The organism is Amycolatopsis sp. VC5-11, assembly GCF_037034185.1.
Lineage (GTDB): Bacteria > Actinomycetota > Actinomycetes > Mycobacteriales > Pseudonocardiaceae > Amycolatopsis > Amycolatopsis nivea.
This window is the reverse complement of record NZ_JBAGKF010000009.1, coordinates 130,457-154,082: the sequence shown is the minus strand read 5'-3', so window position 1 is coordinate 154,082 and position 23,626 is coordinate 130,457. Positions and strand designations below refer to the sequence as shown.

The 23,626-nt window shown below is 70.6% G+C and carries 19 protein-coding genes; 13 read left to right on the top strand and 6 right to left on the bottom strand.

Going from position 1 to position 23,626, the window contains the following annotated elements:
- Nucleotides 1-47 precede the first annotated feature (47 nt).
- Nucleotides 48-692, bottom strand: coding sequence for an organomercurial lyase (merB, locus tag WA670_RS26160; RefSeq protein WP_037809711.1), 645 nt, complete (start codon nucleotides 690-692; stop codon nucleotides 48-50).
- 102 nt (nucleotides 693-794) lie between these two features.
- Between merB and WA670_RS26155 the strand changes: the two genes are divergently transcribed.
- The 5 genes from WA670_RS26155 to WA670_RS26135 all read left to right on the top strand — a co-directional run bounded on the left by WA670_RS26155 (nucleotide 795) and on the right by WA670_RS26135 (nucleotide 6,142).
- On the top strand, nucleotides 795-1,679 hold the full coding sequence (locus WA670_RS26155; RefSeq protein WP_037809712.1) for a methylenetetrahydrofolate reductase: 885 nt from the start codon (nucleotides 795-797) through the stop codon (nucleotides 1,677-1,679).
- Nucleotides 1,680-1,721: 42 nt separating this feature from the next.
- Complete coding sequence (locus tag WA670_RS26150) at nucleotides 1,722-3,401, top strand: DUF885 domain-containing protein (RefSeq protein WP_336159161.1); 1,680 nt, start codon at nucleotides 1,722-1,724, stop codon at nucleotides 3,399-3,401.
- A gap of 51 nt (nucleotides 3,402-3,452) precedes the next feature.
- A complete protein-coding gene (locus WA670_RS26145; protein ID WP_336159159.1) occupies nucleotides 3,453-3,953 on the top strand; it encodes a GNAT family N-acetyltransferase in 501 nt (166 codons plus the stop codon).
- 203 nt (nucleotides 3,954-4,156) lie between these two features.
- Nucleotides 4,157-5,053: a DMT family transporter gene (locus tag WA670_RS26140; RefSeq protein ID WP_336159158.1), complete on the top strand. Its 897-nt coding sequence runs from the start codon at nucleotides 4,157-4,159 to the stop codon at nucleotides 5,051-5,053.
- 99 nt (nucleotides 5,054-5,152) lie between these two features.
- A complete protein-coding gene (locus WA670_RS26135) occupies nucleotides 5,153-6,142 on the top strand; it encodes a DUF3558 family protein (protein WP_336159157.1) in 990 nt (329 codons plus the stop codon).
- A gap of 92 nt (nucleotides 6,143-6,234) precedes the next feature.
- Here WA670_RS26135 and WA670_RS26130 read toward each other — a convergent pair whose 3' ends face one another.
- Nucleotides 6,235-6,810, bottom strand: a complete 576-nt coding sequence (locus WA670_RS26130) for a GNAT family N-acetyltransferase (protein ID WP_336159155.1) — start codon at nucleotides 6,808-6,810, stop codon at nucleotides 6,235-6,237.
- Entirely contained in the window at nucleotides 6,807-7,331 is a 525-nt protein-coding gene (locus WA670_RS26125) for a YbaK/EbsC family protein (protein ID WP_336159153.1), read from the bottom strand. The genes WA670_RS26130 and WA670_RS26125 overlap by 4 nt, the downstream gene beginning before the upstream one ends.
- A gap of 1,014 nt (nucleotides 7,332-8,345) precedes the next feature.
- Here WA670_RS26125 and WA670_RS26120 point away from each other — a divergent pair.
- From WA670_RS26120 to WA670_RS26105, 4 genes are all read left to right on the top strand, one after another.
- Entirely contained in the window at nucleotides 8,346-8,870 is a 525-nt protein-coding gene (locus WA670_RS26120) for an SAV_6107 family HEPN domain-containing protein (protein WP_336159152.1), read from the top strand.
- Entirely contained in the window at nucleotides 8,860-9,624 is a 765-nt protein-coding gene (locus tag WA670_RS26115) for a maleylpyruvate isomerase N-terminal domain-containing protein (protein ID WP_336159151.1), read from the top strand. Before WA670_RS26120 ends, WA670_RS26115 begins: the two co-directional genes overlap by 11 nt.
- Before the next feature lie 169 nt (nucleotides 9,625-9,793).
- Entirely contained in the window at nucleotides 9,794-10,510 is a 717-nt protein-coding gene (locus WA670_RS26110; RefSeq protein ID WP_336159150.1) for a VOC family protein, read from the top strand.
- A 104-nt stretch (nucleotides 10,511-10,614) separates the two neighbouring features.
- A complete protein-coding gene (locus WA670_RS26105) occupies nucleotides 10,615-12,468 on the top strand; it encodes a GNAT family N-acetyltransferase (RefSeq protein WP_336159149.1) in 1,854 nt (617 codons plus the stop codon).
- On the opposite strand, the gene def is transcribed toward WA670_RS26105, so the two are convergent.
- The 3 genes from def to WA670_RS26090 all read right to left on the bottom strand — a co-directional run bounded on the left by def (nucleotide 12,401) and on the right by WA670_RS26090 (nucleotide 19,006).
- Nucleotides 12,401-12,901 (bottom strand): peptide deformylase, encoded by a 501-nt coding sequence (def, locus tag WA670_RS26100; protein ID WP_336159148.1) that lies wholly within the window; start codon nucleotides 12,899-12,901, stop codon nucleotides 12,401-12,403. The two genes, WA670_RS26105 and def, sit on opposite strands and share 68 nt — an antisense overlap.
- A gap of 159 nt (nucleotides 12,902-13,060) precedes the next feature.
- Nucleotides 13,061-17,722 (bottom strand): ATP-dependent helicase, encoded by a 4,662-nt coding sequence (locus tag WA670_RS26095; RefSeq protein WP_442893131.1) that lies wholly within the window; start codon nucleotides 17,720-17,722, stop codon nucleotides 13,061-13,063.
- 78 nt (nucleotides 17,723-17,800) lie between these two features.
- A complete protein-coding gene (locus WA670_RS26090) occupies nucleotides 17,801-19,006 on the bottom strand; it encodes a hypothetical protein (protein WP_336159147.1) in 1,206 nt (401 codons plus the stop codon).
- A gap of 141 nt (nucleotides 19,007-19,147) precedes the next feature.
- Here WA670_RS26090 and WA670_RS26085 point away from each other — a divergent pair, with 141 nt between their 5' ends.
- The 4 genes from WA670_RS26085 (at nucleotide 19,148) to WA670_RS26070 (ending at nucleotide 23,618) form a co-directional block, all read left to right on the top strand.
- Nucleotides 19,148-20,977 carry an Hsp70 family protein gene (locus WA670_RS26085; RefSeq protein ID WP_336159146.1) on the top strand — a complete coding sequence of 610 codons (1,830 nt, stop codon included), beginning with the start codon at nucleotides 19,148-19,150 and terminating at the stop codon, nucleotides 20,975-20,977.
- A gap of 34 nt (nucleotides 20,978-21,011) precedes the next feature.
- Nucleotides 21,012-21,206 carry a DUF3046 domain-containing protein gene (locus WA670_RS26080; protein WP_037809733.1) on the top strand — a complete coding sequence of 65 codons (195 nt, stop codon included), beginning with the start codon at nucleotides 21,012-21,014 and terminating at the stop codon, nucleotides 21,204-21,206.
- Between the two features lie 247 nt (nucleotides 21,207-21,453).
- Nucleotides 21,454-22,497, top strand: coding sequence for a recombinase RecA (recA, locus tag WA670_RS26075; RefSeq protein WP_037809735.1), 1,044 nt, complete (start codon nucleotides 21,454-21,456; stop codon nucleotides 22,495-22,497).
- Nucleotides 22,498-23,099: 602 nt separating this feature from the next.
- On the top strand, nucleotides 23,100-23,618 hold the full coding sequence (locus WA670_RS26070; RefSeq protein ID WP_134665964.1) for a regulatory protein RecX: 519 nt from the start codon (nucleotides 23,100-23,102) through the stop codon (nucleotides 23,616-23,618).
- The last annotated feature ends 8 nt before the right edge of the window (nucleotides 23,619-23,626 follow it).

Here is a 23,626-nt window from a genome sequence, read left to right as displayed (position 1 = left end):
GGCCGGGGTCACGCCGGGCGCCCCCGGATGTGGCGCACCAGACGCGGTCAGCCGCTCCGGAACGCGTCAGGACGCCCGCTCGCCGCGAAGTACTCCGCCGCCTCGGCCGGTCCGCGCGGCCGGTAGCCGGGTTCGAGACAGCCCTCGTACCAGTCCTTCGCGAGATGCCACAGCGCGTCGAGCCCGAGCAGCTCGCCCGGACTGTCCACACAGGATTCGGCGCAGTACAGCCTCTGCTTCGCCCGGTCGCCCGCGAGCTGGTCGGGCGGGGCCGGGAAGTACGCGACCTGCGCGCCGCCCGGCGGCCGGTCCCGCCGCACGACCAGCGCGGACGGTTCGCCGCAGCCCGGACAGCGCGTCGCCACCAGCACCTCGGGCTCGCCGGAGACGAGGTGCGGGATCGCGAACGAATCCCAGGCGCACCCGCCCCACCACATGGTGTGCTCGCCCATCACCGCGAACCCGAGCGGGACCGCCGCGAACGGCGCGGCCAGCGCCACGTGCTCGCATTCGTCGAGCCACAGCCATCTCGGGTCGGCCATCCGGTGCAGGGCCTGTTTCGCCACCGCGAGCGACCCGTGCGCGGCGTCCGCCAGCTCGGGCGCGGTGGGCGGGCGGCCGCGGGTGGAGAACGCGCGGTAGACCGCTACGCGCACGTCGTCGTCCCAGGCCAGGTCGTCTTCACTGCTCATGGCTCGCCTCCCCGCAGGGTTCGCCCCTGACGGTACGCGCCGTGGCCAAGCCCACCCGTCAACTCTGCCGCGGGCCGAAGCGAGCCACTACCATTTCCCTCCATGACGTCGGTGATCGAAAGGCTGCGGGGGGACGGGCCCGCGTTCTCCGTCGAGTTCTTCCCGCCCCGCGACGAGGCCGACGAGGCCGTCCTGTGGAAGGCCATCCGCGAGCTGGAACCGCTGGACCCGGCGTACATGTCGATCACCTACGGCGCGGGCGGTTCGAGCCGCGACGGCACCATCCGCAGCATCGCCCGCGTCGCCACCGAAACCACGCTCTGCCCGATGGCCCACCTCACGGCGGTCGACCATTCGGTGTCCGAACTGCGGAACGTGATCGGCTGGTACGCGGCGGTCGGCGTGCGTAACATCCTCGCGTTGCGCGGCGACCCGCCCGGCGACGTCTACGGCGACTGGGTGCCGCACCCCGAGGGCCTGACCTACGCCGAGGAACTGGTCGAACTGGTCCGCTCGCTCGGCGACTTCTGCGTCGGCGTCTCGGCCTTCCCGTACGGCCACCCGCGTTCGGCGGACCTGGAATCGGACACGAAGCACCTGGTCCGCAAGTTCCGCGCGGGAGCCGATTTCGCGATCGCGCAGCTGTTTTTCGAGGCAGAGGACTTCCTGCGGCTGCGCGACCGGGTCGCCGCCGCGGGCTGCGACGCGCTCGTGCTGCCCGGCATCATGCCGCTGACCACCCTGCGCACGCTGCACACCACGATCAAGCTCTCCGGCGCTCCCGCGTCGCAGCGGCTGCTGGACCGGCTCGAGCCGTTCTCCGACGACCCCAAGGCGTTCCGCGCGGCTGGTCTGGACTGGGTCACCGAACTGTGCGAGAAACTGATCGCCGAAGGCGTGCCCGACCTGCACTTCTACACCTTCAACCGGTCCAAGGCGACGCGCGAGGTGGTCACCCGGCTCGGACTGGTGCCCGCCCGCGCGTAACTCCGTGGGCTGGGGGCGCCTCCGGCCGGTAGCGTGCCGGACATGGCTTCCACCGAACAGAGCGTTCCGGAGATCTGCGACCGGTACGTCGACGATTACGTGGCCGTGGACCCGGTCGCGGCCACCATGCTCGGCGTCGCGGGCTACGACGACCAGCTGACCGACTATTCGCCCGCGGGCCACGACGCCCGCGCGGACCTGGCGCGGCGCGCGCTGGCCGCGGTGAACGCCGCGGAACCGGCGGACGCGGGGGAGCGGGTCGCGAAGGCCGTGTTCACCGAGCGGATCGGCCTCGAGCTGGAGATCCACGACGCGGGTCTCGACGCGGCCTCGCTCAACGTGATCGAGAGCCCGGTGCAGGGCCTGCGGATGGTCTTCGACCTGATGCCGACCGACACCCCGGACGACTGGGCGAACGTCGCGGCCCGGCTGCCGAAGGTGCCCGAGGCGCTGGCCGGGGTCCGCGCGGCGCTGCTGGCCTCGGCCGACAAGGGCCGGGTTTCCGCGCTGCGGCAGGTCTCGAAGGTCGCCGAGCAGTGCGAGACGTGGGCCGGGCTCAAGGACGGCCCCGGTTTCTTCGCCAGCATGGTCGCAGACGCGGGTGTCGATTCGCTGAAGTCCGACCTGGCCGCGGGCGCGCGGGCCGCGGACGAGGCGTTCGCGGAGTTCGCCGGATTCCTGCGCGCCGAACTGGCCCCGAAGGCCCCGGTCAAGGACGCCGTCGGCGAGGACACCTACCGGCTGTGGTCGCGCTACTTCATCGGCGCGGAGCTGGACCTGCGCGAGGCCTACGAGTGGGGCTGGCACGAATTCTCGCGGCTGGAAACGGAAATGCGCGCGGTCGCGAACCGCATCAAGCCCGGCTCGATGCCCGCGGAAGCCGCGGCGGTGCTCGACGCCGACGCGCGCTACCGCATCCAGGGCCGCCCGCAGTTCGAGGCCTGGATGCAGCAGCTTTCCGACGACGCGCTGAAGTCGTTGCGCGGCAAGCACTTCGACATCCCGGACCGGCTGATGGCGCTGGAGTGCAAGATCGCCCCGCCCGGCGGCGGCGTCGGCGCGTACTACACCGGGCCGAGCGAGGACTTCAGCCGTCCCGGCCGGATGTGGTGGTCGCTTCCCGCCGACCGCAACGAATTCACGACGTGGCGCGAGGTGTCGACGGTCTACCACGAGGGCGTCCCCGGCCACCACCTGCAGATCGCGACGGCGGTCAACCAGGCCGAGACGCTCACGAAGTACCAGCGGCTGATGACGTTCATCTCGGCGCACGGCGAGGGCTGGGCGCTGTACGCGGAACGCCTCATGGAGGAACTGGGCTACCTCTCCGACGACGGCAACCTGCTCGGCATGCTGTCCGAGCAGCTGTTCCGCGCCGCCCGCGTCGTGGTCGACCTCGGCATGCACCTGGAGCTGGAAATCCCGGCGGGCACCGGATTCCACGAGGGTTCGCGCTGGACGCCGGACCTGGGCCTGGAGTTCATGCTCACCCGCACGATCACCGACCAGGCGCACATCCGCGACGAGATCGACCGCTACCTCGGCTGGCCGGGCCAGGCCCCCTCGTACAAGCTCGGCGAACGCCTGTGGCTCGCCGCGCGCGACGACGCCCGGGCGCGGCAGGGTGCGGCGTTCGACATCAAGCAGTTCCACACCAAGGCCCTGCAGATGGGCGGCATGGGACTGGACACCCTGCGCGAGCAGCTGGCGCAACTGGACTGAGACTGCTTTCCCGGGCCGGTGTTCCCGCACCGGCCCGGGTGTCTTTCCCGCATGGTTACCGCTCAGCTCATCGAAACGGCCCGGCTGGACCTGCTGCCGCTGTCCGTCTCGCACGCCGGGGAGATGGCCGTCGTGCTGTCGGATCCGGCCCTGCACACCTACATCGGCGGCGCTCCGGATTCCTTGGCCGCCCTCCGCTCGCGCTACCAGCGGATGACCGCGGGCTCGCCCGATCCGGCGGTGTCCTGGCTGAACTGGGTGATCCGGCCGCGCGATTCCGGCCTGGCGGGCACTGTCCAGGCGACGGTCAGCGGCTCGGTCGCCGAAATCGCCTGGGTGGTCGGGACTCCGTGGCAGGGCCGGGGCATCGCCACCGAAGCCGCGCGCGGGCTTGTCGCGTGGCTCGACCGGCAGCCGGTGGACGCGATCGTCGCCCACATCCACCCGGAGAACCGGGCCTCCGCCGCGGTCGCCGCCGCCGTCGGGCTCACGGCCACCGACGAGCGGCAGGACGGCGAGATCCGTTGGCGCCGCACGCCACAAACCCGTTGATCGGCTCCCCGGCCTCTGGTTAAGCTCCCGCCCGTGCAGTGGCTCCTCGTCGTCATCCCACCACCAGCCTCCTGAGCGGGGCAGTTTTCGCCGCGTGCGCCCGAACCGGGCCCGCGGCCACCGGATGATGTCCTGAACCGGCCGGCACACGCTGCCCCGCGTCGTCGATTTCCGATTCCTTCGACGCAGGAGCCCACTTCCGAATGTCTATTGCCGTACCTTCGCGCGCCCGCTCGTCGGCCGCCCTAGTCGTCGCCGGCGTGCTCTGGGGAACCGGTGGCCTGTCCGGGTCGCTTCTCGGTCAGCAAGCCGGCCTGCACCCGCTGGCTGTTGCCGCCTACCGCCTGCTCATCGGCGGCGCCGCGAGCGCCGCCTTCGTCGCTCTCACCGGCGGACTTCGCCTTCCCGCCAAGGAAACCTGGCGTCGTCTCCTCCTTGTCGGCGCTCTCTTCGCACTTTTCCAAACCAGCTACTTCGCTGCCGTCGCGCTCAGTTCGGTCAGCGTCGCGACCATGACCACGATCGGTGCCGCACCCGTCGTGCTCACGGTGGTTTCCGCAGTGCAGCACCGCCGCGCGCCCAGGTTGTGGACGCTGGTGTCCGTCGGCGGCTCCGTCGCGGGGCTGGTGCTGTTGCGGTGGTCGCCGGAGGCCGTGACGTCACCCGCACGACTGGTCGGCGGCCTAGCCTTCGCGCTGCTCGCGGCGACCGGTTTCGCCGTGCTGACGCTCGTCACAGCGGAGCCCGTCGCCGGCCTGGAACCGTTGGCTACCACGGCATTCGGCTGTCTGACCGGCGGTTTGCTGCTGACCCCCGCCGCGCTGTGGTTCGGCATGAGCCTGCCCGCCCACGCCGACGTGCTGCTGCTGGCCGGGTACTTCGGCGTTGTCCCGACAGCTGTCGCGTACGTCGCGTACTTCCGCGGCCTCGGCGGTGCTCACCCAGTGCTGGGCGCGCTGTCCGCGCTGCTGGAACCGCTTACCGGGACCGTGCTTTCGGTCATTTTCCTGCACGAACGGCTGAGCGCGTTCGCGTGGGGCGGTGCGGCGCTGCTCGTCGCGGCGCTCGCGGTCGGCTACTGGCGGCCGGAGCCCCGATGACGACGCCCGCGCGCGGCCGGTTGCGCAACTTTCACGGACTGTCCGCATTCTTGGAGATTTCGCCACGAACGGGTGACGGATTCCGCTACGGTGCCGCCTATGTTCACCGAAAACCGAATATTCCGGACATCGGCGCTGGTCACGGGGGCGGCGCTGCTCGCCTTGCTCGCGGGCTGCGGCGGTGGCTCGGCCGTGGGCACCGCTCCGCCTGCCAGTGCGAAACCCCCGATCACCGACCCCGCGGTCCAGGCGGCGGCCCTGCGGACCGTGGATCCGTGCGCGCTGCTGGACGCCAAGACTCTCGGCGGCCTCGGCACTCCGGACCAGTCGAGCCTTTCGTCGTCCGAATGGGGCGAGTGCAGCGTCAACGTCAAGGACTCCGGCGGCAAGACCGTCGAACTGGTGCTGCGCGTCGGCGACCAGCTGATCATGTCGAAGGACCCGGTCGAGAAGCTCGAAGGCCTGCCGCTGGTCGTCGACGACGACAAGCCCGGGTCGTGCTGGGTCTCGGTCGTGACGTCGTTCGAACAGTCGCTGGGGATCACCTTCCAGACCAAGGCCCCGGGCGGCGACGCCTGCGCGCCCGGCCGCGCGGCGCTGACCAAGGTCGTGCAGGCACTGCACAGCGCTCCGCCGCAGTACAAGCAGGCACCCGGTTCCGTGCTGACCACCGACCCGTGCGCGGTGGCCGGCAAGCAGGCCGTGGAGACCGCGTTGGGGCAGAAGTCCTTTGTGGAGCCCAAGAGCCTGCACGAATGCGATTTCTGGTCCGGCGACGACACCCACTTCCCGCAGGTTTCGGTGCACCTCTACCAGGGCCTGCCCGCCGACGCCGAGGACGGCCAGCCAGCCGACCTTGGCAACGGCGTCACGGCCATCCAGAAAAAGGACGAGGACAGCAGCGTAGTCAGCTGCGACGCGACCTGGCGCAAGATCGAAACCCCGAAGGACGACGAAGCGCACGGGTATGGCGAGATCGTCTCCGTGGAGTTCAGCGGCGAGCCCACCAGCGGACTCGACTCCGCCACCGCCTGCACGAAGGCGGTCGCCGTGGCCAAGACAGTGGCACCGTCGCTGGGCCACGCCTGATCACTCGCGAATCGCGCGGGCCTTCTGGGGGCCGGTTAACGCGGTAGGCGAGCGCGCCGTGCGCCCGGTCCGGCATCGGGCGCGCGGCGGTCCTACTGCGTTTCGAGCGGCAGCGCCCGCCCGAGAATCGCGAACGGCCGCGGATCGCCGGTGAACTGGTAGTCGCGCAGAACGTCGACGAACCCCGTGCGCCGGTACAGCTTCCACGCCCGGCTGGTGCCCTCCGGAGTGGAGAGCAGGACGTTCGCGCTGGGCACGCCGTCGAGCAGCCGGCGCAGCAGGTCCTCGCCGATCTGCTTGCCCTGGTTCTCCGGGCGCACGTGGATCTCGGTGAGCTCGAAGTAGTCCGTCAGCCAGCGCTCGGCTTCCTCCGTTCCGGAGCGGCGGGTGAGACCGTGCCGGACCTGCTCGTGCCACCACTGCCCGGCGCGGCCCTTGTAGCCGTACGCGATGCCGAGCAGGACGCCGTTGTCGTCGAGGGCGGCCATGCAGCGCCAGCCCTCGCGCAGCGCGTGCGTGAGCCACATCGGCGCGCGCTGCTCGGCCGTGCCCTCGGGGTAGCGCATGGCGTTCACGTAGATCGCCAGCGCTTCCGGCAGCCGGGACCGGAACTCGTCGGCTGAGAGCTGCACGTACCGGGAGCACCCGGAGGAGGACATCGCGGTCACAGTCGACCATCCTCCCCTTCGCCCGCGAGATCGCCGGGGGTGCCCCCGGTGAGGGTGACGAGTTCGTCGAACGTCGTCGGGAAGACCGATTTCGGATGCCCCGCCGCGGCCCACACCTCGGAGTACCCGCGCAACGCCGTGTCCACGAGCGTCACGAGCCTCTCCGGATGCCCGACCGGCGCGACGCCCCCGATCGGCTGCCCCGTGTGCTCCCGGACGAACGCCGCGTCCGCCTTGCCGACTTCGGCGACCCCGGCGAGTTCCGCCAGCCGGGACTCTTCGGCCCGATGCGCCCCCGAGGTGAGGGCAAGCACCGCGACCTCGGCCCCGTCAGCCGTGCGGCCCCGGAAAACCAAACTGTTCGCGATAGCGCCGACCGGCACCCCGAGCGCCTCCGCGGCCTGCGCGGCAGTGCGCACTTCAGCGGGCAACACCCGCACTCCGGCAGCGGCAGCGTGCAGCCCGGCCTCGCCCAGCGCGGCGGTGACCTTGGCGACAGCGGGATGGTCGTGGGTGCTCACCCGGTTATGAGACCACGCCAGTGCAGCCGTGTCCCGCACCACGTGCCCGGATTCCACCGGCGGGGTTGAGCGGACTCGCCGGCGCGGCTACTCTGGAAACAGATCGAACAGACGTTCGATACCCGGTGGGAACGCACCGGCCGGTCCCGGGGTGGGGGAAGCACCTCGGGCCTCCGGCCGGCCCACCCGAGCAGGAGGAGGGTCGCCATGTCCGTCTCGGTCGTGTCCCCCGCGGACCGTGCCCCCGAGGCACACCGACCTGGCGCGGTGGGCGAACAGCTGACGTTCGGCGCGCCGGTGGAACGGCCAGGTGCTGCTGGTGCTGCTGCAGAGGGTGCTGCTGGCTCCGAGGGCAGCGCTGCTCAGGCGTCGCGTTCGGGTGCTGGTTCGGTTCCGTCGCCTGCTTCGGTGACTGGCTCTGCTCAGCCCGGGCTCGATCTTTGGCTCGCGTCGGAGAACGAGGCTGCTGCTCCGGCGGCTGGCCCCGCCCGGTCCGCTGCTTCGGAAACTGGCCCGGGCCTGACCCCCGCGCCGGGAAGCGACTCTGCGGCGTCGTCCGTTTCGGTGAGCGACTCTGGCCGGTCTGGTGTTCCAGGGGCCGAGTCTGGCTTGCCGTCTGCGTCGTCTCTTTCGTCGTCCGATTTCGACGGGCCTGCTGCTCCGGCGACTGGCCCTGGCTTGACGCCCGCGCTGGAAATCGACTCTGCGGAGTCGTCCGCTTCGGTGACCGACGCTGGCCAGCGTGGTGTTCCAGCGAGCGAGGCCGGTCTGCCGCCCGCCTCGTCTCCTTCGCAGTCCGGTTCTGGCGAACCTGCTTCGGCGGCTGGTCCCGCTCAGCCCGCTTCCGCGGAGCCGAGCCTCGACTCGTCGTCCGAACCAGCGTCCCTGGCAGCCAACCTCTCTGCTCCGGCAACCACCCCCGCGCTGCCCTTCGCATCGGAAAACACCCCAGCCCCCCAGCCCGAACGCCCCTCATCCCTCAAGCCCACCGTGCACCACGTCCCCGAAAATGCCGTGCCCAGCGCCCCGCCCCCGAGGCAGGTCGTCCACCGCACCCGGGCCGCGGTCCGGCCCTCCGAACCGTCCGCCCGCCGCTCCGGCACCAAGGTCCAGCCGCAACTTCCGCTGTCCCTGCGTCCGCCGGCCCCGCCCGAGGCGGTCACCCTCCTCGCCCAGGCCAACCGCGGACTCGACCACGCGGACAACGAACGCGACCCAGCCGAACGCTTCATCGGCGCATACCTGGCCGCCCTGCGCGGCGCGGGGGCGGTGCTCGCAGTCCGGGGCCGTCCGCGCCGGGGCAGGGGCCGTCCGGCCAGCGGCTGGGTGCTGCTCGACGCCGTCGCCCCCGAACTGCGCGAGTGGTCAGCGTTCTTCGCCGACCACTCGGAAACCCGGGCCGCCGCCGAAGCCGGCATCAGCGGTCGCGTCACCGCCGAACTGGCCGAGAGTCTGCTGCAGGCGACCGCCCAGTTCCTCGAACTGGTCCGCCGGGTCGTGCACGGCCTGCCGATGTCCGGGGAAGCCCATGTCGCGTGAACTCGGCACGGTCGATCACGGCCGGCTGCTCGAGGCGTTCTCCGCGGAGGCGCACCTGCTGGGGGAGGTGGCGCACTCGGCGTCACCCGATTCGCCGGTGCCCACCGCCCCCGGCTGGACGTTGAACGAACTGCTCAAACACGTCGGCTCCGTCTACTGGCAGGTCCTCGGCTGGATCCGCGAAGGCCGCCGCCCCGAACCGTGGCGCGAGCCCCTGCCCGGCCAGCCGGTGGCCGACTTCTACTCCGTCGCCCGCACCGAACTCGAAGTCGAACTGGCCAACCACGACCCGGCCACCCGAACCGCCACCTGGTGGTCCGCCGACCCGACCCACGGTTTCTGGCGCCGCCGCATGCTCCACGAAACCCTCGTGCACCGAGTGGACGCCGAGAACGCAGCCGGAATCGGCGATTCGACGGTGCCCGACGACCTGGCCGCCGACGGCGTCGACGAGGCCATCACTCTCTACTTTGGACACAAGCTCACCACCATGGGCATCTCGGGAACCCGAAACGGCACAGTGGGTTTCCGCACCGGCGGCCACAGCTGGATCGCGAGAGCAGGCCCCGGCGAAACGGAGGCCTGGCGCTGCTCTCCCCGAGAAGCCGACGCCGCGGACGCGATCGTCACCGGCTCGCCCGCGAACGTGTACCTCTGGCTGTGGGGAAGAGTCCCGGTGACCATGGTCCACACCGACGGAGACCACGAGCTGTCCGCCCAAACCTGGGCCCTGCTGCGACTGGCCACCAGATAGCGTTCGAGAACCGAAAGCGGGGAAGCTTCCCGGTTCTGCGCTGTTTCCTCGACCACCGTGGCGATCCGGCTGTGCCGGCAAGCGTGATACCCCCGCGCTTGCCGGCACAGTTCTTTTACCGACCCCGCGACCCGCCGTTTTTGTCGGCCCTGCCCGCTACCGTGGCGACATGGCAACACGTCTGGCCAACCTGGTCACCGCCGCCGAACAACCAGCACGCCTGGCCCGCTTCTGGTCCGACCTCCTAGGCTGGCAACTCACCACGAAATCCCCAGCCGAGGCAGAAATCCAGCCCCCACCTGGCGACGGCTGCGACCTCCCCCTGGTCTTCACCGCGACCTCCCGCCCGAAGACCACCAAAAACCGCCTCCACCTGGACCTCTCCAGCACCTCCGGCGAGAACCAGCGCGAAACGGTCTCCCGAGCCGTTTCTTCAGGAGCACGCCCGATCGACATCGGCCAGCGCAACGTCCCGTGGATCGTTCTGGCCGACCCCGAAGACAACGAGTTCTGCGTACTCGAACCCCGCGAGGAATACGCCAATTCCGGTGCCATCGCAGCGATCGTCGTCGACGCACAAGACCCCGCGTGCCTGGCCCGCTTCTGGTCCCCGCTCACCGCGTGGCCGATCACCGCCGACGAGCCCGCCATCACCACCCTGCGCAACCCCACCGGCCGCGGCCCCACTCTCGAATTCCTGCGCGTGAACACCCCGAAACACGGCAAAAACCGCCTCCGCCTAGACCTATCCGGCGACGACCCCGCTGAAACCGACCGCATCCAAGCCGCCGGTGCCCGCCCACTCGGTACCTCTCAGCGCAACGCCCCTCAGGTCGACTTCACCGACCCGGAAGACAACGAATTCCGCCTGCTGTTCCCAATCTGACCCGCGCCATTGTTTCCCGCAGATCACACATTCCCGGCCACCCTCTGACAGACCCGAAACACCACAAGACGCCCCCGGTTACGTACGTCGGCGACCGTACGTCCATGGACATGCCCTCGACACCCCGCACCCTTCTCGCGAACACAATCCCCGCGCACCCGCCAAACCACCGCCACCCCAACGAAAACCTCCCGCTAACCCAAGCCTGGCGAGTACGCGTCCGCTCCGACGCCCACCCCGGTACCCTGGCCCGCTTCGCAATCCGCCTGGCCGACCTCGAATGCAGCATCCTCGGCCTGACCAGACACCCAGCCCCCGGCGGCGTCCTGGACGAATTCGTCCTGCGCCCAGCAGCAGGCTTGCCCCAGCACCTCCTGATCGACGCCCTCCGCGACGAAGGCGGCGATTGCCTGGGGATGACCGAAACCACCATCCCGGACGTCCGCGCCTCAGCTGCCACCACGCTCGCCGCCGAGGATCCAATCGCCGACGCCGCCCGAGAACTCCTCACCCCCATCGCGGAATCACCAGCCCTCGAACTGCCGACAACCGCTGGCATCCGGAAACTCCCTGCCCCGGCGACACGCCTCAAGCCCAATACCGGACGCCGCAACGCTTCGGCGACCCGCGCCGCGAAGGGGCCACTCGACGCTCCGGCAGCGACTGATCGACAGGCAACTTCTCGAGCTGATGTCGGAAGATTCGATGCTCCGGTGGCACGCGTTGAACCGTCTTCAGGGCCACTACACGCACCGGCGGTTGCTGATCGAGAGGCAACCTCTGACACCGGGCAACGCGATGCTCAGGCGGCATCTGCGTCCCGCACCGGTGGGAAGCCGCCCACCGAGGCTTCCGCGCGCGAACTCCGCGCTCCTTCAGTCGCGACGGCCATGGATCAAGAGACTGCTTCTGCACTCGATGCCGGAGCACGCCGTGTTCCGGCGACCACTGCGCTTCCCGTCGCGGGCGAGTTGTGCATCGGGGCTGACGCCCGGGAATCGTCCGCCCCGGCAGTAATTTCCAGCACCGCCGACGACACGCCGGTCACCGAAGCAATTGCCAATGCCGTCGGGCGAGCGACGATTGCCGAAACTACCGTTCGCGGACTTCGCGACTCAGCCGCGACAGCGCTCGTCGCCGCTCGGCGGGCGATTGTTGATCCGGATTGCCGCGCTCCGATGTTGCGAATGGTGCTGTCCGCGGATCTCGTGACGCTCGTCCCGATGAGCGAGGCCAACCCAGGGCGCACCGAAGGTGGCCACCGGGCGGTTTTCCCCTTTGGAGACGGGCAGGCGTTTGTCGCCCGGCGGCGATGGGTGGTATTCGCTGAACCCGAACTTGCCCAGGCCGCGGCCTTCCTGGAACTGCTCGCTGCGGCGGAGCAGAATCTGGCCGGTCCGGCGGTGCTCGACCGTCCGGACGGGGCGGCGGTCGTTCTGCGCCTCGGTACTCCGCGCGACACCGACGCGATCGGTGCGGTGCATCTTCGCTGCTCGGCGAAGACGTTGTTCAACCGCTACCACACAGGGCTGCGCACGGTTCCCCGGAAATGGCTGCACCGCTTGCTCATGCCTCCGCGCGGAACCAGCTTGCTCGCGGTGTGCGGCCGGGACGTGATCGGGTTCGGGCAGCTGATTTCCCAGCGCGACGGTACGGCCGAGGTATCGCTTCTCGTCGAGGATGCCTGGCAGCGCCAGGGAATCGGCACGGCGTTGCTCGCTCGGCTGGTCGCCCTCGCCGGAGCCGACGGGATCACGGAATTGACCGCGGTCCGTCTTCCGGGCAACGACGCGATGGCCCGGACCGCTGTTCGCGCCGGACTGCGGGTCGAAACCAGCCCGGACGACGGCACGGTGCTGCGGCTCGTCGCCGACCGGACGTCGCGGACGGTCAGCGGTTCCAGAACCAGTCTTTGCCCCGCGCCTCGCGCAGCGCCTGCCTCTTCCGGTCGGGAGTGAGCCGGTCGAGATAGAGCTTGCCGTCGAGGTGGTCGGTTTCGTGCTGGAGACACTGGGCCAGCACGTCGACGCCCTCGACCTCGATCGGCTCGTTGCGCAGGTCGACGCCGCGCACCACGGCGTGCTTCGCGCGGACCGTCGGGAACCACAGTTCCGGCACCGACAGGCAGCCCTCGCCGATTTCGTGCGTTTCCTCGGACAGGTGGGCGATCTCCGGGTTGATGACGTACCCGGTCAGCCCGCCGACGTCGTAGCTGAACACCCGCAGCCCGACCCCGATCTGCGGCGCGGCGAGCCCTGCCCGGCCCTCCGGCTGCACGCTGTCGAGGAGGTCCTTCACCAGCGCCTCGATCTTGCTGTCGAACGTGGTCACCGGGTCGCACACGGACTTGAGCACCGGGTCACCGAAGTAGCGCAACTCGCGCATCGCCATGATCGAACGTCCTTTTGTCCACCGAGGGGCCACGAGAAGTCTAGTGACACCACCTGCTTCGCCGACGCGGGTCCACCGAGCACGCCCGACGGCAACGCCCGCATGGCGAGCCACAGGCCGAACCCGCTCGCGTCTTGGCCGAGCAGCACGGGGCAAGGATCAAGCTCTCAAACGGAGTCCCTTCGGCGTCGCGCGGAAGCCGGCTTCCTGCAGGATTTCGGCTAGCTCCGAGGTCAGCGCGTGTTCTCCGTCCGCGCGCTGGACGGCCAACTGACCCAGCCAGCCTTCTCGAACCGCGGTCGACAACGCGGCAGCGGCGGCTTGCAGTGAGCTGCGTTCCTCGGTGAAGCTCAGCAACGAGCGGCCGCCGCGTTCGACGTACAGGGCTGGGATTCCGTCGACCAGCACCGCCAGCGCTCCGGCTTTGCGCGCCGGGCGGTGTTTTGTGTCGCCTGTCGCGGCAGGCCAGGACAGAGCCGCGCCGTACGGCTGTGCTGGATCCGCGGCGGCGAGCACCACGGCACGCGCGTTGTCATTCCGGGCTGCTGAGGCGGGCGCGGTGCTGGAGAGCGCCCGCAGCCGGTCGACCGCGCCCTTCGCGGCGAACTGTGCGGCACCGAGACCTTCGACGACATAGCCGCGGATGACCTGCCCGGTGTCCTCCATGCCGCGCAGCACCTTGTAGATCCCGGAAAACCCGCCGGTGACCCGTTCGGTGTCGAGCGCGCCTCGGGTGAGCACGCCGTGCCGTTCCAGAAATGCCTCGGTGCGGGCATGTGCGCGTCGGGTCGGGTCGGCTTCGCGAGGCGGGGTCAGCGCCCAACGGCCGGCCGCGGTCGGCGGCCCGGTGCGCGACGGCATCGCCGGACGGCCGGCGCGCATACGGGCGTAGCGGCCGCGTGGCGCCTGCCGCCGGGGTTTGTGCGCGCCGTGCCCGGCGACCTGCGCGCGCAGCGGCGCGAGCGTGTCGCCGGTGACCAGCCCGGCCCACACCAGATCCCACAGCGCGGCCACCACGGCACCGTCGTCCGGCGACTGCTCCAGACCCGGCGTGACCCGGTCGACGAGCTGGCGGAAGAACAACGCTCCGCCTTCCAGCGCCGTCACGATGGCGTCGTGCAGCGGACTCGTCGGCGGATTCTCCTCGACCTCGGGCAGCAGCAGATCCGCGACGTCCGACGGAGCGAGCGCCAGCCACCCGTCCCCGCCGGAGAGCGAACCGCAGCCTGCCCACGTGACCTCGCCCGCGGTGGTGAGTTCGTCGAGCAGCGCGGGGGAGTAGCCCGGCAACCGGCTCGGCAGGATCAGCGACTCGACCGCGCTCGCCGGCAACGGCGCACCGGCAAGCTGTTCGACCACCGACAGCACGTCGTCGGCCGTCGGCGCGGACCGCAGCCGCGCGCCGATTCCGTGCCACGAGGGCAAGAACCGGCCCAGCGCAGCCGGCTCCACGGGCTCGACCTCTGCCCGCAGCCGGGCGAGCGACGCACGCCGCAACCGCCGCAGCACGGCCGCGTCGCAGTATTCGACGCCCACGCCATGGGTTTCCGGATGCCCGACCGGACTCAGCTCGCCGCGGACCAGCCTGCCTTCACCGGTGAGCCGGTCGAGCACGCCGGTGACGACGGCTGAACCCAACCCGAACCGATCCGCCGCGGCCGTCGCGGAGAACGGGCCGCGGGTCCGCGCGTAGCGGCCGAGCAGGTCGCCCAGCGGATCCGCCACCGGCTCGGTGAACGCCTCGGGCACACCGACCGGAAGCGCGACGCCCAGCGCGTCCCGCACCCGCCCGGCGTCCTCGATGGCCAGATACCGCTCCTCGCCGCCGATGCGCACCTGGATCGCCCGCCGTGCCGAGGCGAGTTCTTCCAGCCACTCCGGCTGAATCCCGCGTTCCGCGGCTTCGGCGACGGACAGATCGCCGAGGAACCGCAGCAGGTCGGCCGCGTCCTCCGCCGACCGGGCGTGCCTATCTGGTTCGAGCCGCTGCAACGACCGTTCGACCTCGGCCACGGCCTCCGGATCGAGCAGCTCGCGAATCGCTTCCGTGCCCAGCAATTCGGCCAGCAGCGCGGAATCCAGCGACAGGGCGGCGGCACGCCGTTCGGCCAGCGGAGCATCCGTCTCGTACAGGAACATCCCGACGTAACCGAACAACAGGCTTCGGGCGAACGGCGACGCGGCAGGCGTCTCCACCTCGACCAGCCGCACCTTGCGCGCCCGGACGTCCGACATCAGCTCGCGCAGCCCGCCGACGTCGTAGACGTCCTGCAGAACCTCGCGCATGGCCTCCAGCACGACCGGGAACCGCTCGTACTTCGCCGCCACCGACAACAGTTGCGACGCCCGTTGCCGTTGCTGCCACAACGGTGTGCGCCGCCGCGGGTCTCGGCGCGGCAGCAAGAGCGAGCGTGCCGCGCACTCCCGGAACCGCGCCGCGAAGACGGCCGAGCCGCCGACCTCCGCCACGATCAACTGCTCGACCTCCTCCGGATCCAGCAGGACGTCGTCGGCGGTGATGGTGACCTCGCCGCCGTCGGCATCGAGCGCGTCGGGCAGCCGCAGCACTATGCCGTCGTCGGAGTGCGCCACCTGGGCGTCGACGCCGCGGTTTTCTCGCAGCCGGGCAGCGATCGCGAGCGCCCACGGAGCGTTCACCTGCGCGCCGAACGGCGAGTGCAGCACGATCCGCCAGTCGCCCAGTTCGTCGCGGTAGCGCTCGAGCAGGATGACGCGGTCGTTGGGCACGTGCCGGGTCGCCGACTTCTGTTCTTCCAGATACGCCAGCAGGTTGTCGCAGGCGCGCTGGTCGAGCCCGGCCGCGGCGGCCCGGTCCCGCGCCGTCGCGGTGTCCGAAGTGGACAGTTCGCGGACGAACGCGCCGAGCGCCCGCCCCAGTTCCAGCGGGCGTCCGGCGGCGTCGCCCTTCCAGAACGGCATCCGGGCGGGCTGGCCCGGGGCGGGCACGACGATCACCCGGTCATGGGTGATGTCGGTGATCCGCCACGACGAGGTGCCGAGCAGGATCGTGTCGCCGACCCGCGATTCGTACACCATCTCCTCGTCGAACTCGCCCACGCGCGAGCCGGGTTTGCCCTCGTCGCCCGGCGTCATCACGGTGAACAGCCCGCGGTCGGGGATCGTGCCGCCGGACGTGACCGCCAGCCGCTGCGACCCCGGCCGCCCGCGCAGTTCGCCGCCGACCCGGTCCCACGTGATGCGCGCCCGCAGCTCGCCGAACTCCTCGCTCGGGTAGCGGCCGGCGAGCATGTCGAGCACCGCGTGCAGCGCGTCGTCCGGCAGCGAGCTGAACGGAGCCGCCCGCCGGACGAGCGCCGCTAGCTCCGGCACCGTCCACGGCTCGAGCGCCACCATCGCGACGACGTGCTGGGCCAGCACGTCGAGCGGGTTGCGCGGGTACCGCACCGCCTCGATCGCCCCGGTCGCCATCCGCTCCGCGACGACGGCGCACGACACCAGATCGCCGCGGAACTTCGGGAACATCACGCCGGACGACACCGCGCCGACCTGGTGCCCGGCCCGGCCGACGCGCTGCAGCCCGGACGCCACCGTGGGCGGAGCCTCGATCTGCACGACCAGGTCCACCGCGCCCATGTCGATGCCGAGTTCGAGCGACGACGTGGCCACCACGCACGGCAGCCGCCCGGACTTCAGTTCTTCTTCGACATGGGTGCGCTGCTCGCGGGACATCGACCCGTGGTGCGCCCGCGCGATGACCGGCTCCGCACCCGTCGTGACGCCGGACTGCCCGACCGCCTCCGCCGGGAACGCGTCGCTCCGGGACAGACCGGTCTGCTCGGACGCGAGTTCGTTGAGCCGCGCGGTGAGCCGTTCGGTGAGCCGCCGCGAGTTGCCGAACACGATGGTGGAGCGGTGCGCGCGGATCAGCTCCAGCACCCGTTCCTCGACCGCGGGCCAGATCGACGGCCGCTGCACCGCCGCGCCGGCCACTTCTTCCTGGGTGCCGATCCCACCTTCCGACGGCAACTGCGACAACGACGTGAGGTCGTCGAGCCGCTCCAGCGGCGAGGGCGCCGGACCGTCGAGGTTCGCCATGTCCTCGACGGGCACCTCCACCCGCACCTGGATCGTCTTCGCGAGCTTCGGCTGCACGACCGTGACCGGACGGCCGCCGGCGAGGAACGCGCTGACCTCGTCGACCGGCCGCACGGTGGCCGACAATCCGATGCGCTGAGCCGGTTTGGGCAGCAGCGCGTCGAGCCGTTCCAGCGACAACGCCAGGTGCGCGCCGCGTTTGCCGCCCGCGACGGCGTGCACCTCGTCGACGATGACCGTCTCGACGCCCTTCAGCGATTCCCGCGCCGAGGACGTGAGGATGAGAAACAGCGACTCCGGCGTGGTGACCAGCACGTCCGGCGGGGTTTTCCCGAACGACCGGCGCTCCGCCGCCGTGGTGTCGCCGGTGCGCATGCCGACCTCGATCTCCGGCACGGGCAGGCCGAGCCGGTGCGCGGCCTGGGAGATGCCCGCCAGCGGCGCGCGCAGGTTGCGCTGCACGTCGACCGCCAGCGCCTTCAGCGGCGAGACGTACAGGATCCGGCACCGCTCGCGCGGGTTCGCCGGCGGCGGTTCCGCCGCCAGCCGGTCGAGTGCCCACAGGAACGCGGACAGCGTCTTGCCGGACCCGGTGGGCGCCACGACCAGGGCGTGCTGCCCGGCGTGTGCGGCCCGCCAGGCCCCTTCCTGCGCGGCCGTCGGGGCGGCGAAGGCTCCGGCGAACCAGGTGCTGGTCGCCGGGGAGAAGAGGTCGAGGACGTCGTTTGCCACGGGATCCATCATGCGCGGCGCCCCCGACAATTTCCGGGGCCCCGGCAGCGGACCCCGGGCCGGATCCCCTCGTGTGGGTGACCGATCGGCTTAGATCGCGTACTTCCACACGGTCAGCGAATAAGCCGAATACCAGGCCCCGACCAGCACGAACACGGTCGCCGCGGCGATCATCGTGGACTTCTTGCGACCGGCCAGCCCCATCGCGACGGGCAGCAGGAGCGCGAAGTCGGGGAGGACGAACCTCGACTTCAGGGCAGGCAGCCCGGCACTGCAGAGGACCAGCACCAGGACACCCACCGCGTACGCGGCCAGGGGCCACGGCATCCGGCGGCCGGTGACGCAGACCACCGCGAGCGCGATCGCCGCGACCATCACCAGCACGACGAGCGTTTCCCACGCGTTGCCCGAGGTGAAAAGCGTCTGCGTGATCCACTGCCAGGCTTCGGCCCCCGCGTCGAAACGCGTGTTCCAGCCGCGCAGCTCCACGTCCTGCCAGCCGGTCACGCTGCCGGTCTGCACCGCGACGAACAGCCAGTACCCGAGCAGGCCGAGCGGCGCGACGAAGACGCACACGAGCGCGTTCCACCGCTGTCTGTTCCGCCACACGTCGACGGCCGCGGCGATCACCACGACGGCGACCAGCACGCACGCGGTGGAGCGGGTGAGCCCGGCGAACAGCGTCGCGGTCGCGGCGAGATACCACCTGCGTTCGAGCACGCCGACCAGCGCCCACGCGGCGAGCGCGGTGAAAAGCGCCTCGGTCATCACCATGCTCTCGGCGATCGCCATCGGCGCGGCCCCCCACAACACCGCGAGCAGCAGCCCCGCCCGCTGGCTGTGGACGAGCCGGCCGATCCGGTACATCGCCGTCGCCGCCGCGATTCCGGCGAGCGTCGACACCAGGAGGCCCGCTCCGTAGTACGTCACCCCGGGCAGCTTCTCGAACAGCCCGGTCAGCGCCGGATACAAGGGGAAGTAGCCGTACGACGCGTCGGGATACGGCAGCCCGGCGGCGTCGAGCGGATTGCTCACGCCGGTGTAGCTGTGCTCCGCGATCTGCAGATACCACCAGCCGTCCCAGGCCTTCAGCCGCTCGCCGAACGGCAGGTCCCGGGGCGCGGCCATCGCCGCGAGCGCGCCGAGACCGACCAGCCGCACCACGAGGTACAGCACCGCCGCGTGCAGGTAGCCGGAGCGGCCCCACCTGCCCGCCGCGACCCGCAGCGAGTGCGCCGGACCGTCCGCTGCCCGTTCGAACTGCTCCCGGCGGGTCTTGTCCACTAGCTCTGTCATTGCCTCCCCGTCCTCGGAAGACGAGACGTTCCGTTGTTCCCCGGGGTTGCGCGCGTCGCGAGTTTCGCGGGTCCGCACGCACGGTGACCGGGCACGTGGCAGCATCTCCGCCAGCGCTGCTTGAGTCGAGGGGAAATTACTGTGCGGATCCTGTCGGTGGACCTCGGGACGTCCAACACCGTTGCCGTCCTTTCCGCGCACGGCAGGCCGCCACGCGTCGTCGAGGTCGACGGGTCGGCCAACATGCCCTCCGCGGTGTTCGCCGGGGAAGACGGCACGCTCATGGTCGGCCGGGACGCCGAACGTCGTGCGCGGCTCGACCCGACACGGTTCGAGCCCAACCCTAAACGGCGCATCGACGAGCAGACGCTGCTGCTCGGCACAGACGTCGTGCCGGTCAACGAAGCGCTCGCCGCGATCCTGCGCCGCGTGCTCGACGAGACCACGCGCCAGCTCGGCGGCGAACAGCCGGACGAGGTCCGGCTCACCCACCCCGCGCAGTGGGGTCCGGTGCGCCGCAACGTGCTGCTGAGCGCGGCGCGGCTCGCTGGCATCCGCGGAAACGTGATCCTCGTGCCGGAGCCCGTCGCGGCCGCGGCGCACTTCGCGTCGTTCCCTGAGCGAGCGTTGGCTCCAGGGCAGGCTCTCGCGGTGTACGACCTCGGCGCGGGCACGTTCGACGTCGCAGTCGTCGGCGCGAACCAGAACGGCTACACAGTGCTCGCCGAGGACGGTCTGCCCGACCTCGGCGGCCTCGACGTCGACCAGGCGCTGATGGTCCACGTAGGACGTGAGGTGTCCCACTCGGACCCGCAGCGCTGGCAGCGGCTGCTTCGCCCCGAGTCCACTGCGGACCGGCGTACGCGACGCGCGCTGCAAGAAGACGTGAAGGCCGCGAAGGAGGCACTGTCTCGGCATCCGCAGACAGAGGTGCCGATGCCGGAGCCGTTCAAGGACGTGCTCGTCACGCGCGGAGAGCTCGAAGGCTTGGTGCGTCCGGCAATGCTGCGCAGCGTGGAGCTGCTTTCGCGGACACTGCGTTCGGCTGGGCTGACCTCGGAGCGTCTCGTCGGCATCTACCTCGTCGGCGGTTCGAGCCGGTTGCCGCTGGTCGGATCGATGATCGCGGAGAAGCTCGGCGTCGTCCCCACGAGTCTTGACCAGCCTGAGACGGCCGTCGCCCTGGGTGCACAGCACGTCGCTAAAGACGGACTGTCGATGCGTACGCAGAACGTCGAGGGCCAGGTGGCGTCAGGTGCGCCGTACGCGCCGCCTGCCGCGCCGCAGGGCGGCTACCCGGCGTACTCGCCGACGCAACCACAGCAGATGCCGCCGTTCCAGCCTTCGCCGGCACCGTCCAACTTCCCGACGTACACGCCCGCTAAGCCGGAGAAGAAGAGCCGCACCAAGCTGTTGATCGGTATCGCGGCAGCTGTGGTGGTCGTGCTCGCTGCGGGGTTGACCGTGTTCCTGACAACACAGGGCTCGTCAGCGAAGACGTACACCGCCGAAGAGTGCCGTACGCCGGGGCAAGCCGACTCGTCCGGACTGACCGGCTGCATGCGTCAGCTCGCCGGCAAGGTCGCGGACAACGGCGGCTGTGCTCCCGGCATGGGCAACGGCCCCGCCGCGCCGGCGAAGAGCCTCGGGGCCGCGTCGACGTGCGCCGCGCCGGGACGCGCGGGCACTCAGGTGACGTACGTGCAGGGACAGTCGGCAGCGGAGCTGAAGCAGTACACCGACGGACTGCTCTCCTCCGCGGGCGGCGACCGCACCGAAGCGGACTGGAAGGGCAACGCGCTCGAAGGGCACTACGCGGCGGCGGCCGGGCAGTCGTCGGCGGTCCTCGTGTTCACCGTGAAGGACCGGCCCCTCGTCGGGTTCCTCTACCAGGTGAATTCCGGCGGGCAGGCGGCCACGCCGGGCGCGCTGGCCGACTACTTCGAGCAGAACGTCCAGCCGGGGGAGTGATCCCCGCCGGAGCGGGAAAGCTAGCATTCGCCCGATGCGTATCACGGTGTTCCGACGGCTGATGGCCGACGAGTTCGGGTCCGGACGCGCCGAGATGCTCGCCAAGGACCACGTGTTCAGCGGGCTCGGCGGGCGCACGGTCGAAGAGGCGCTGAGCGCGGGAACGCCGGCCAAAGAGATCTGGCGAGCGGTCTGCGTCGAGTTCGAGGTGCCGCCGGAACGGCGCTGACCTGCGAGTTCCGGGTCCGGACGCGGGGGAGGGCGAAAACCTCGGCGGATGGGCGTGTCGCTGTAAACCTCGAACATCTGTTCGTCTATGGTGTTGTGCACAACGGGGCCAGCGATCCACAGATCAGTCGCCGCGCCTGGAATTGTCGGTCCCTCCCCGTAGCGTCGGACCGGACAGAGCTTGGACCCCGGACAAGCTTGATCTGGACAACCGAACACACAGGCCCCAACCAGCGAGGTGGACTTCCATGCCAGCAGCACCCGACAAGGACAAGGCGCTCGAGCTCGCCCTTGCGCAGATCGACAAGCAGTACGGCAAGGGCTCGGTGATGCGCCTCGGCGAGGACAACCGCCCGCCCGTCTCCGTCATCCCCACCGGCGCGATCGCCCTCGACGTCGCGCTCGGCATCGGCGGCCTGCCGCGCGGCCGGGTCATCGAGGTCTACGGCCCGGAGTCCTCCGGCAAGACCACGGTCGCCCTGCACGCGGTGGCCAACGCGCAGCGCAACGGCGGCATCGCGGCGTTCATCGACGCGGAGCACGCGCTGGACCCGGAGTACGCCAGGAAGCTCGGCGTGGACACCGACGCGCTGCTCGTCTCCCAGCCGGACACCGGCGAGCAGGCGCTGGAGATCGCGGACATGCTGATCCGCTCCGGCGCGCTCGACATCCTGGTCATCGACTCCGTGGCCGCGCTCGTGCCGCGCGCCGAGATCGAGGGCGAGATGGGCGACTCGCACGTCGGCCTCCAGGCTCGCCTGATGAGCCAGGCGCTGCGCAAGATGACCGGTGCGATGAACAACTCCGGCACCACGGCGATCTTCATCAACCAGTTGCGCGAGAAGATCGGCGTCATGTTCGGTTCGCCGGAGACCACCACGGGCGGCAAGGCGCTGAAGTTCTACGCCTCGGTCCGCCTCGACGTCCGCCGCATCGAAACGCTCAAGGACGGCGGCGAGCCGGTCGGCAACCGCACCCGCGTCAAGGTCGTCAAGAACAAGATGGCCCCGCCCTTCAAGCAGGCCGAGTTCGACATCCTCTACGGCGTGGGCGTCTCCCGCGAGGGCTCGCTCATCGACATGGGCGTCGACCAGGGAATCCTGCGCAAGTCGGGTGCCTGGTACACGTACGAGGGCGACCAGCTCGGCCAGGGCAAGGAGAACGCGCGGAAGTTCCTGCGCGACAACCCGGACATCGCCAACGAGATCGAGAAGCGCATCAAGGAGAAGCTCAACATCGGTCCGCAGGTCGATGCCGAAGCCGAGGCAGCGCCCGCGCCGGTCGACTTCTGATCCGGGGAGGGGAGGGGATCGGCAGGTTCCCTCCCCGGTGCTCGGGCCGCGCACCGGTCCGCCGCTGAAACCGGGGACCAGCGCGGTTTCGCCGCGACGGGATCTTCGGGCGCGACGGTGTTCCGGATGCGCAGGTGTGCCCTTGCCTGGCGGTTCTCCGGCTGGGTGTGCGGCAGCGGCTGGGTGCGGCCATCTCCGGCTGGGTGCGCGGCGGCTGGGTGCGGCTGTCTCCGGCTGGGTGCGAGGCGGCTGGGCGTGGCCATCTCCGGCTGGGCGCGGCCAGTGGGTCGTGCGGGGATTGCGGCCGGGATCTCTGCCGGTGCGGTGGGGATCTCCCGGGTACGACGTGCTCGGCCGGTCTGAAGCGGTGCGCGCGGGCAAGCTCCGCGGGTGAGCGCTGGCCGTTGTGACGAGCATCGGTGCGGGCTGTCGCCTGAGCCGATGCGAGTTCCGGCGGCTGCGCTTCGGTCGGCGGGTGGCGAACCGTGCGAATCGCGGTGTTCGGCGCCGGGAAACTGGTGTTGAGGTGGAGGTGCCGTCGTCCGAGGGCGGTGCCGTGAACAAGGAGTGTGGTCGTGGCCAGGGCGCCGAAGGTCGAGCCGATGGAGTTGCCTCCGGAGGAGCGGGCGAAGAAGGCCAAGGAGATCTGCTTCGACCTCCTCGCCGCTCGGCCGAGGGCGGTCGAGGAGCTGCGACAGACGTTGCAGCGCAAGGGCTTCGACAGCGATACCGTGGAAACCTTGCTCGGCAAGCTCGACCGCGCCGGTCTCGTCAACGACGCCGAGTTCGCCGAAGCCTGGGTCCGCGACCGGCACGCCAACCAAGGGCTGTCGCGTACCGCGCTCGTCGCGGAGTTGCGGCGCAAGGGCGTCGACGACGAGATCGCGACGCAAGCGGCGGAGGAAGTCGACCGGGAAGCCGAGGAACAGCGTGCCCGCGAACTGGTGCGCAAACGGCTCAGGTCGCTCGGGAACGTCGACGAGCAGACCGCGATCCGCCGGCTGCTCGGGTTCCTCGCGCGCAAGGGCTATCCGCAAGGGCTGGCGTACACGGTGATCCGCGACGAACTTCGCGAGTTCGGGGCGGAATCCAGCATGCTGGACGACGTGCCGGTCGACTGATCGCCTCG

What these genes read in the sequence shown, in the direction of transcription:
- merB (WP_037809711.1), bottom strand. Translation starts at nt 692, where the DNA reads ATGAGCAGTGAAGACGACCTGGCCTGGGACGACGACGTGCGCGTAGCG.
- WA670_RS26155 (WP_037809712.1), top strand. Translation starts at nt 795, where the DNA reads ATGACGTCGGTGATCGAAAGGCTGCGGGGGGACGGGCCCGCGTTCTCC.
- WA670_RS26150 (WP_336159161.1), top strand. Translation starts at nt 1,722, where the DNA reads ATGGCTTCCACCGAACAGAGCGTTCCGGAGATCTGCGACCGGTACGTC.
- WA670_RS26145 (WP_336159159.1), top strand. Translation starts at nt 3,453, where the DNA reads ATGGTTACCGCTCAGCTCATCGAAACGGCCCGGCTGGACCTGCTGCCG.
- WA670_RS26140 (WP_336159158.1), top strand. Translation starts at nt 4,157, where the DNA reads ATGTCTATTGCCGTACCTTCGCGCGCCCGCTCGTCGGCCGCCCTAGTC.
- WA670_RS26135 (WP_336159157.1), top strand. Translation starts at nt 5,153, where the DNA reads ATGTTCACCGAAAACCGAATATTCCGGACATCGGCGCTGGTCACGGGG.
- WA670_RS26115 (WP_336159151.1), top strand. Translation starts at nt 8,860, where the DNA reads ATGTCGCGTGAACTCGGCACGGTCGATCACGGCCGGCTGCTCGAGGCG.
- WA670_RS26110 (WP_336159150.1), top strand. Translation starts at nt 9,794, where the DNA reads ATGGCAACACGTCTGGCCAACCTGGTCACCGCCGCCGAACAACCAGCA.
- WA670_RS26105 (WP_336159149.1), top strand. Translation starts at nt 10,615, where the DNA reads ATGGACATGCCCTCGACACCCCGCACCCTTCTCGCGAACACAATCCCC.
- def (WP_336159148.1), bottom strand. Translation starts at nt 12,901, where the DNA reads ATGGCGATGCGCGAGTTGCGCTACTTCGGTGACCCGGTGCTCAAGTCC.
- WA670_RS26095 (WP_442893131.1), bottom strand. Translation starts at nt 17,722, where the DNA reads ATGATGGATCCCGTGGCAAACGACGTCCTCGACCTCTTCTCCCCGGCG.
- WA670_RS26090 (WP_336159147.1), bottom strand. Translation starts at nt 19,006, where the DNA reads ATGACAGAGCTAGTGGACAAGACCCGCCGGGAGCAGTTCGAACGGGCA.
- WA670_RS26080 (WP_037809733.1), top strand. Translation starts at nt 21,012, where the DNA reads ATGCGTATCACGGTGTTCCGACGGCTGATGGCCGACGAGTTCGGGTCC.
- recA (WP_037809735.1), top strand. Translation starts at nt 21,454, where the DNA reads ATGCCAGCAGCACCCGACAAGGACAAGGCGCTCGAGCTCGCCCTTGCG.
- WA670_RS26070 (WP_134665964.1), top strand. Translation starts at nt 23,100, where the DNA reads ATGGAGTTGCCTCCGGAGGAGCGGGCGAAGAAGGCCAAGGAGATCTGC.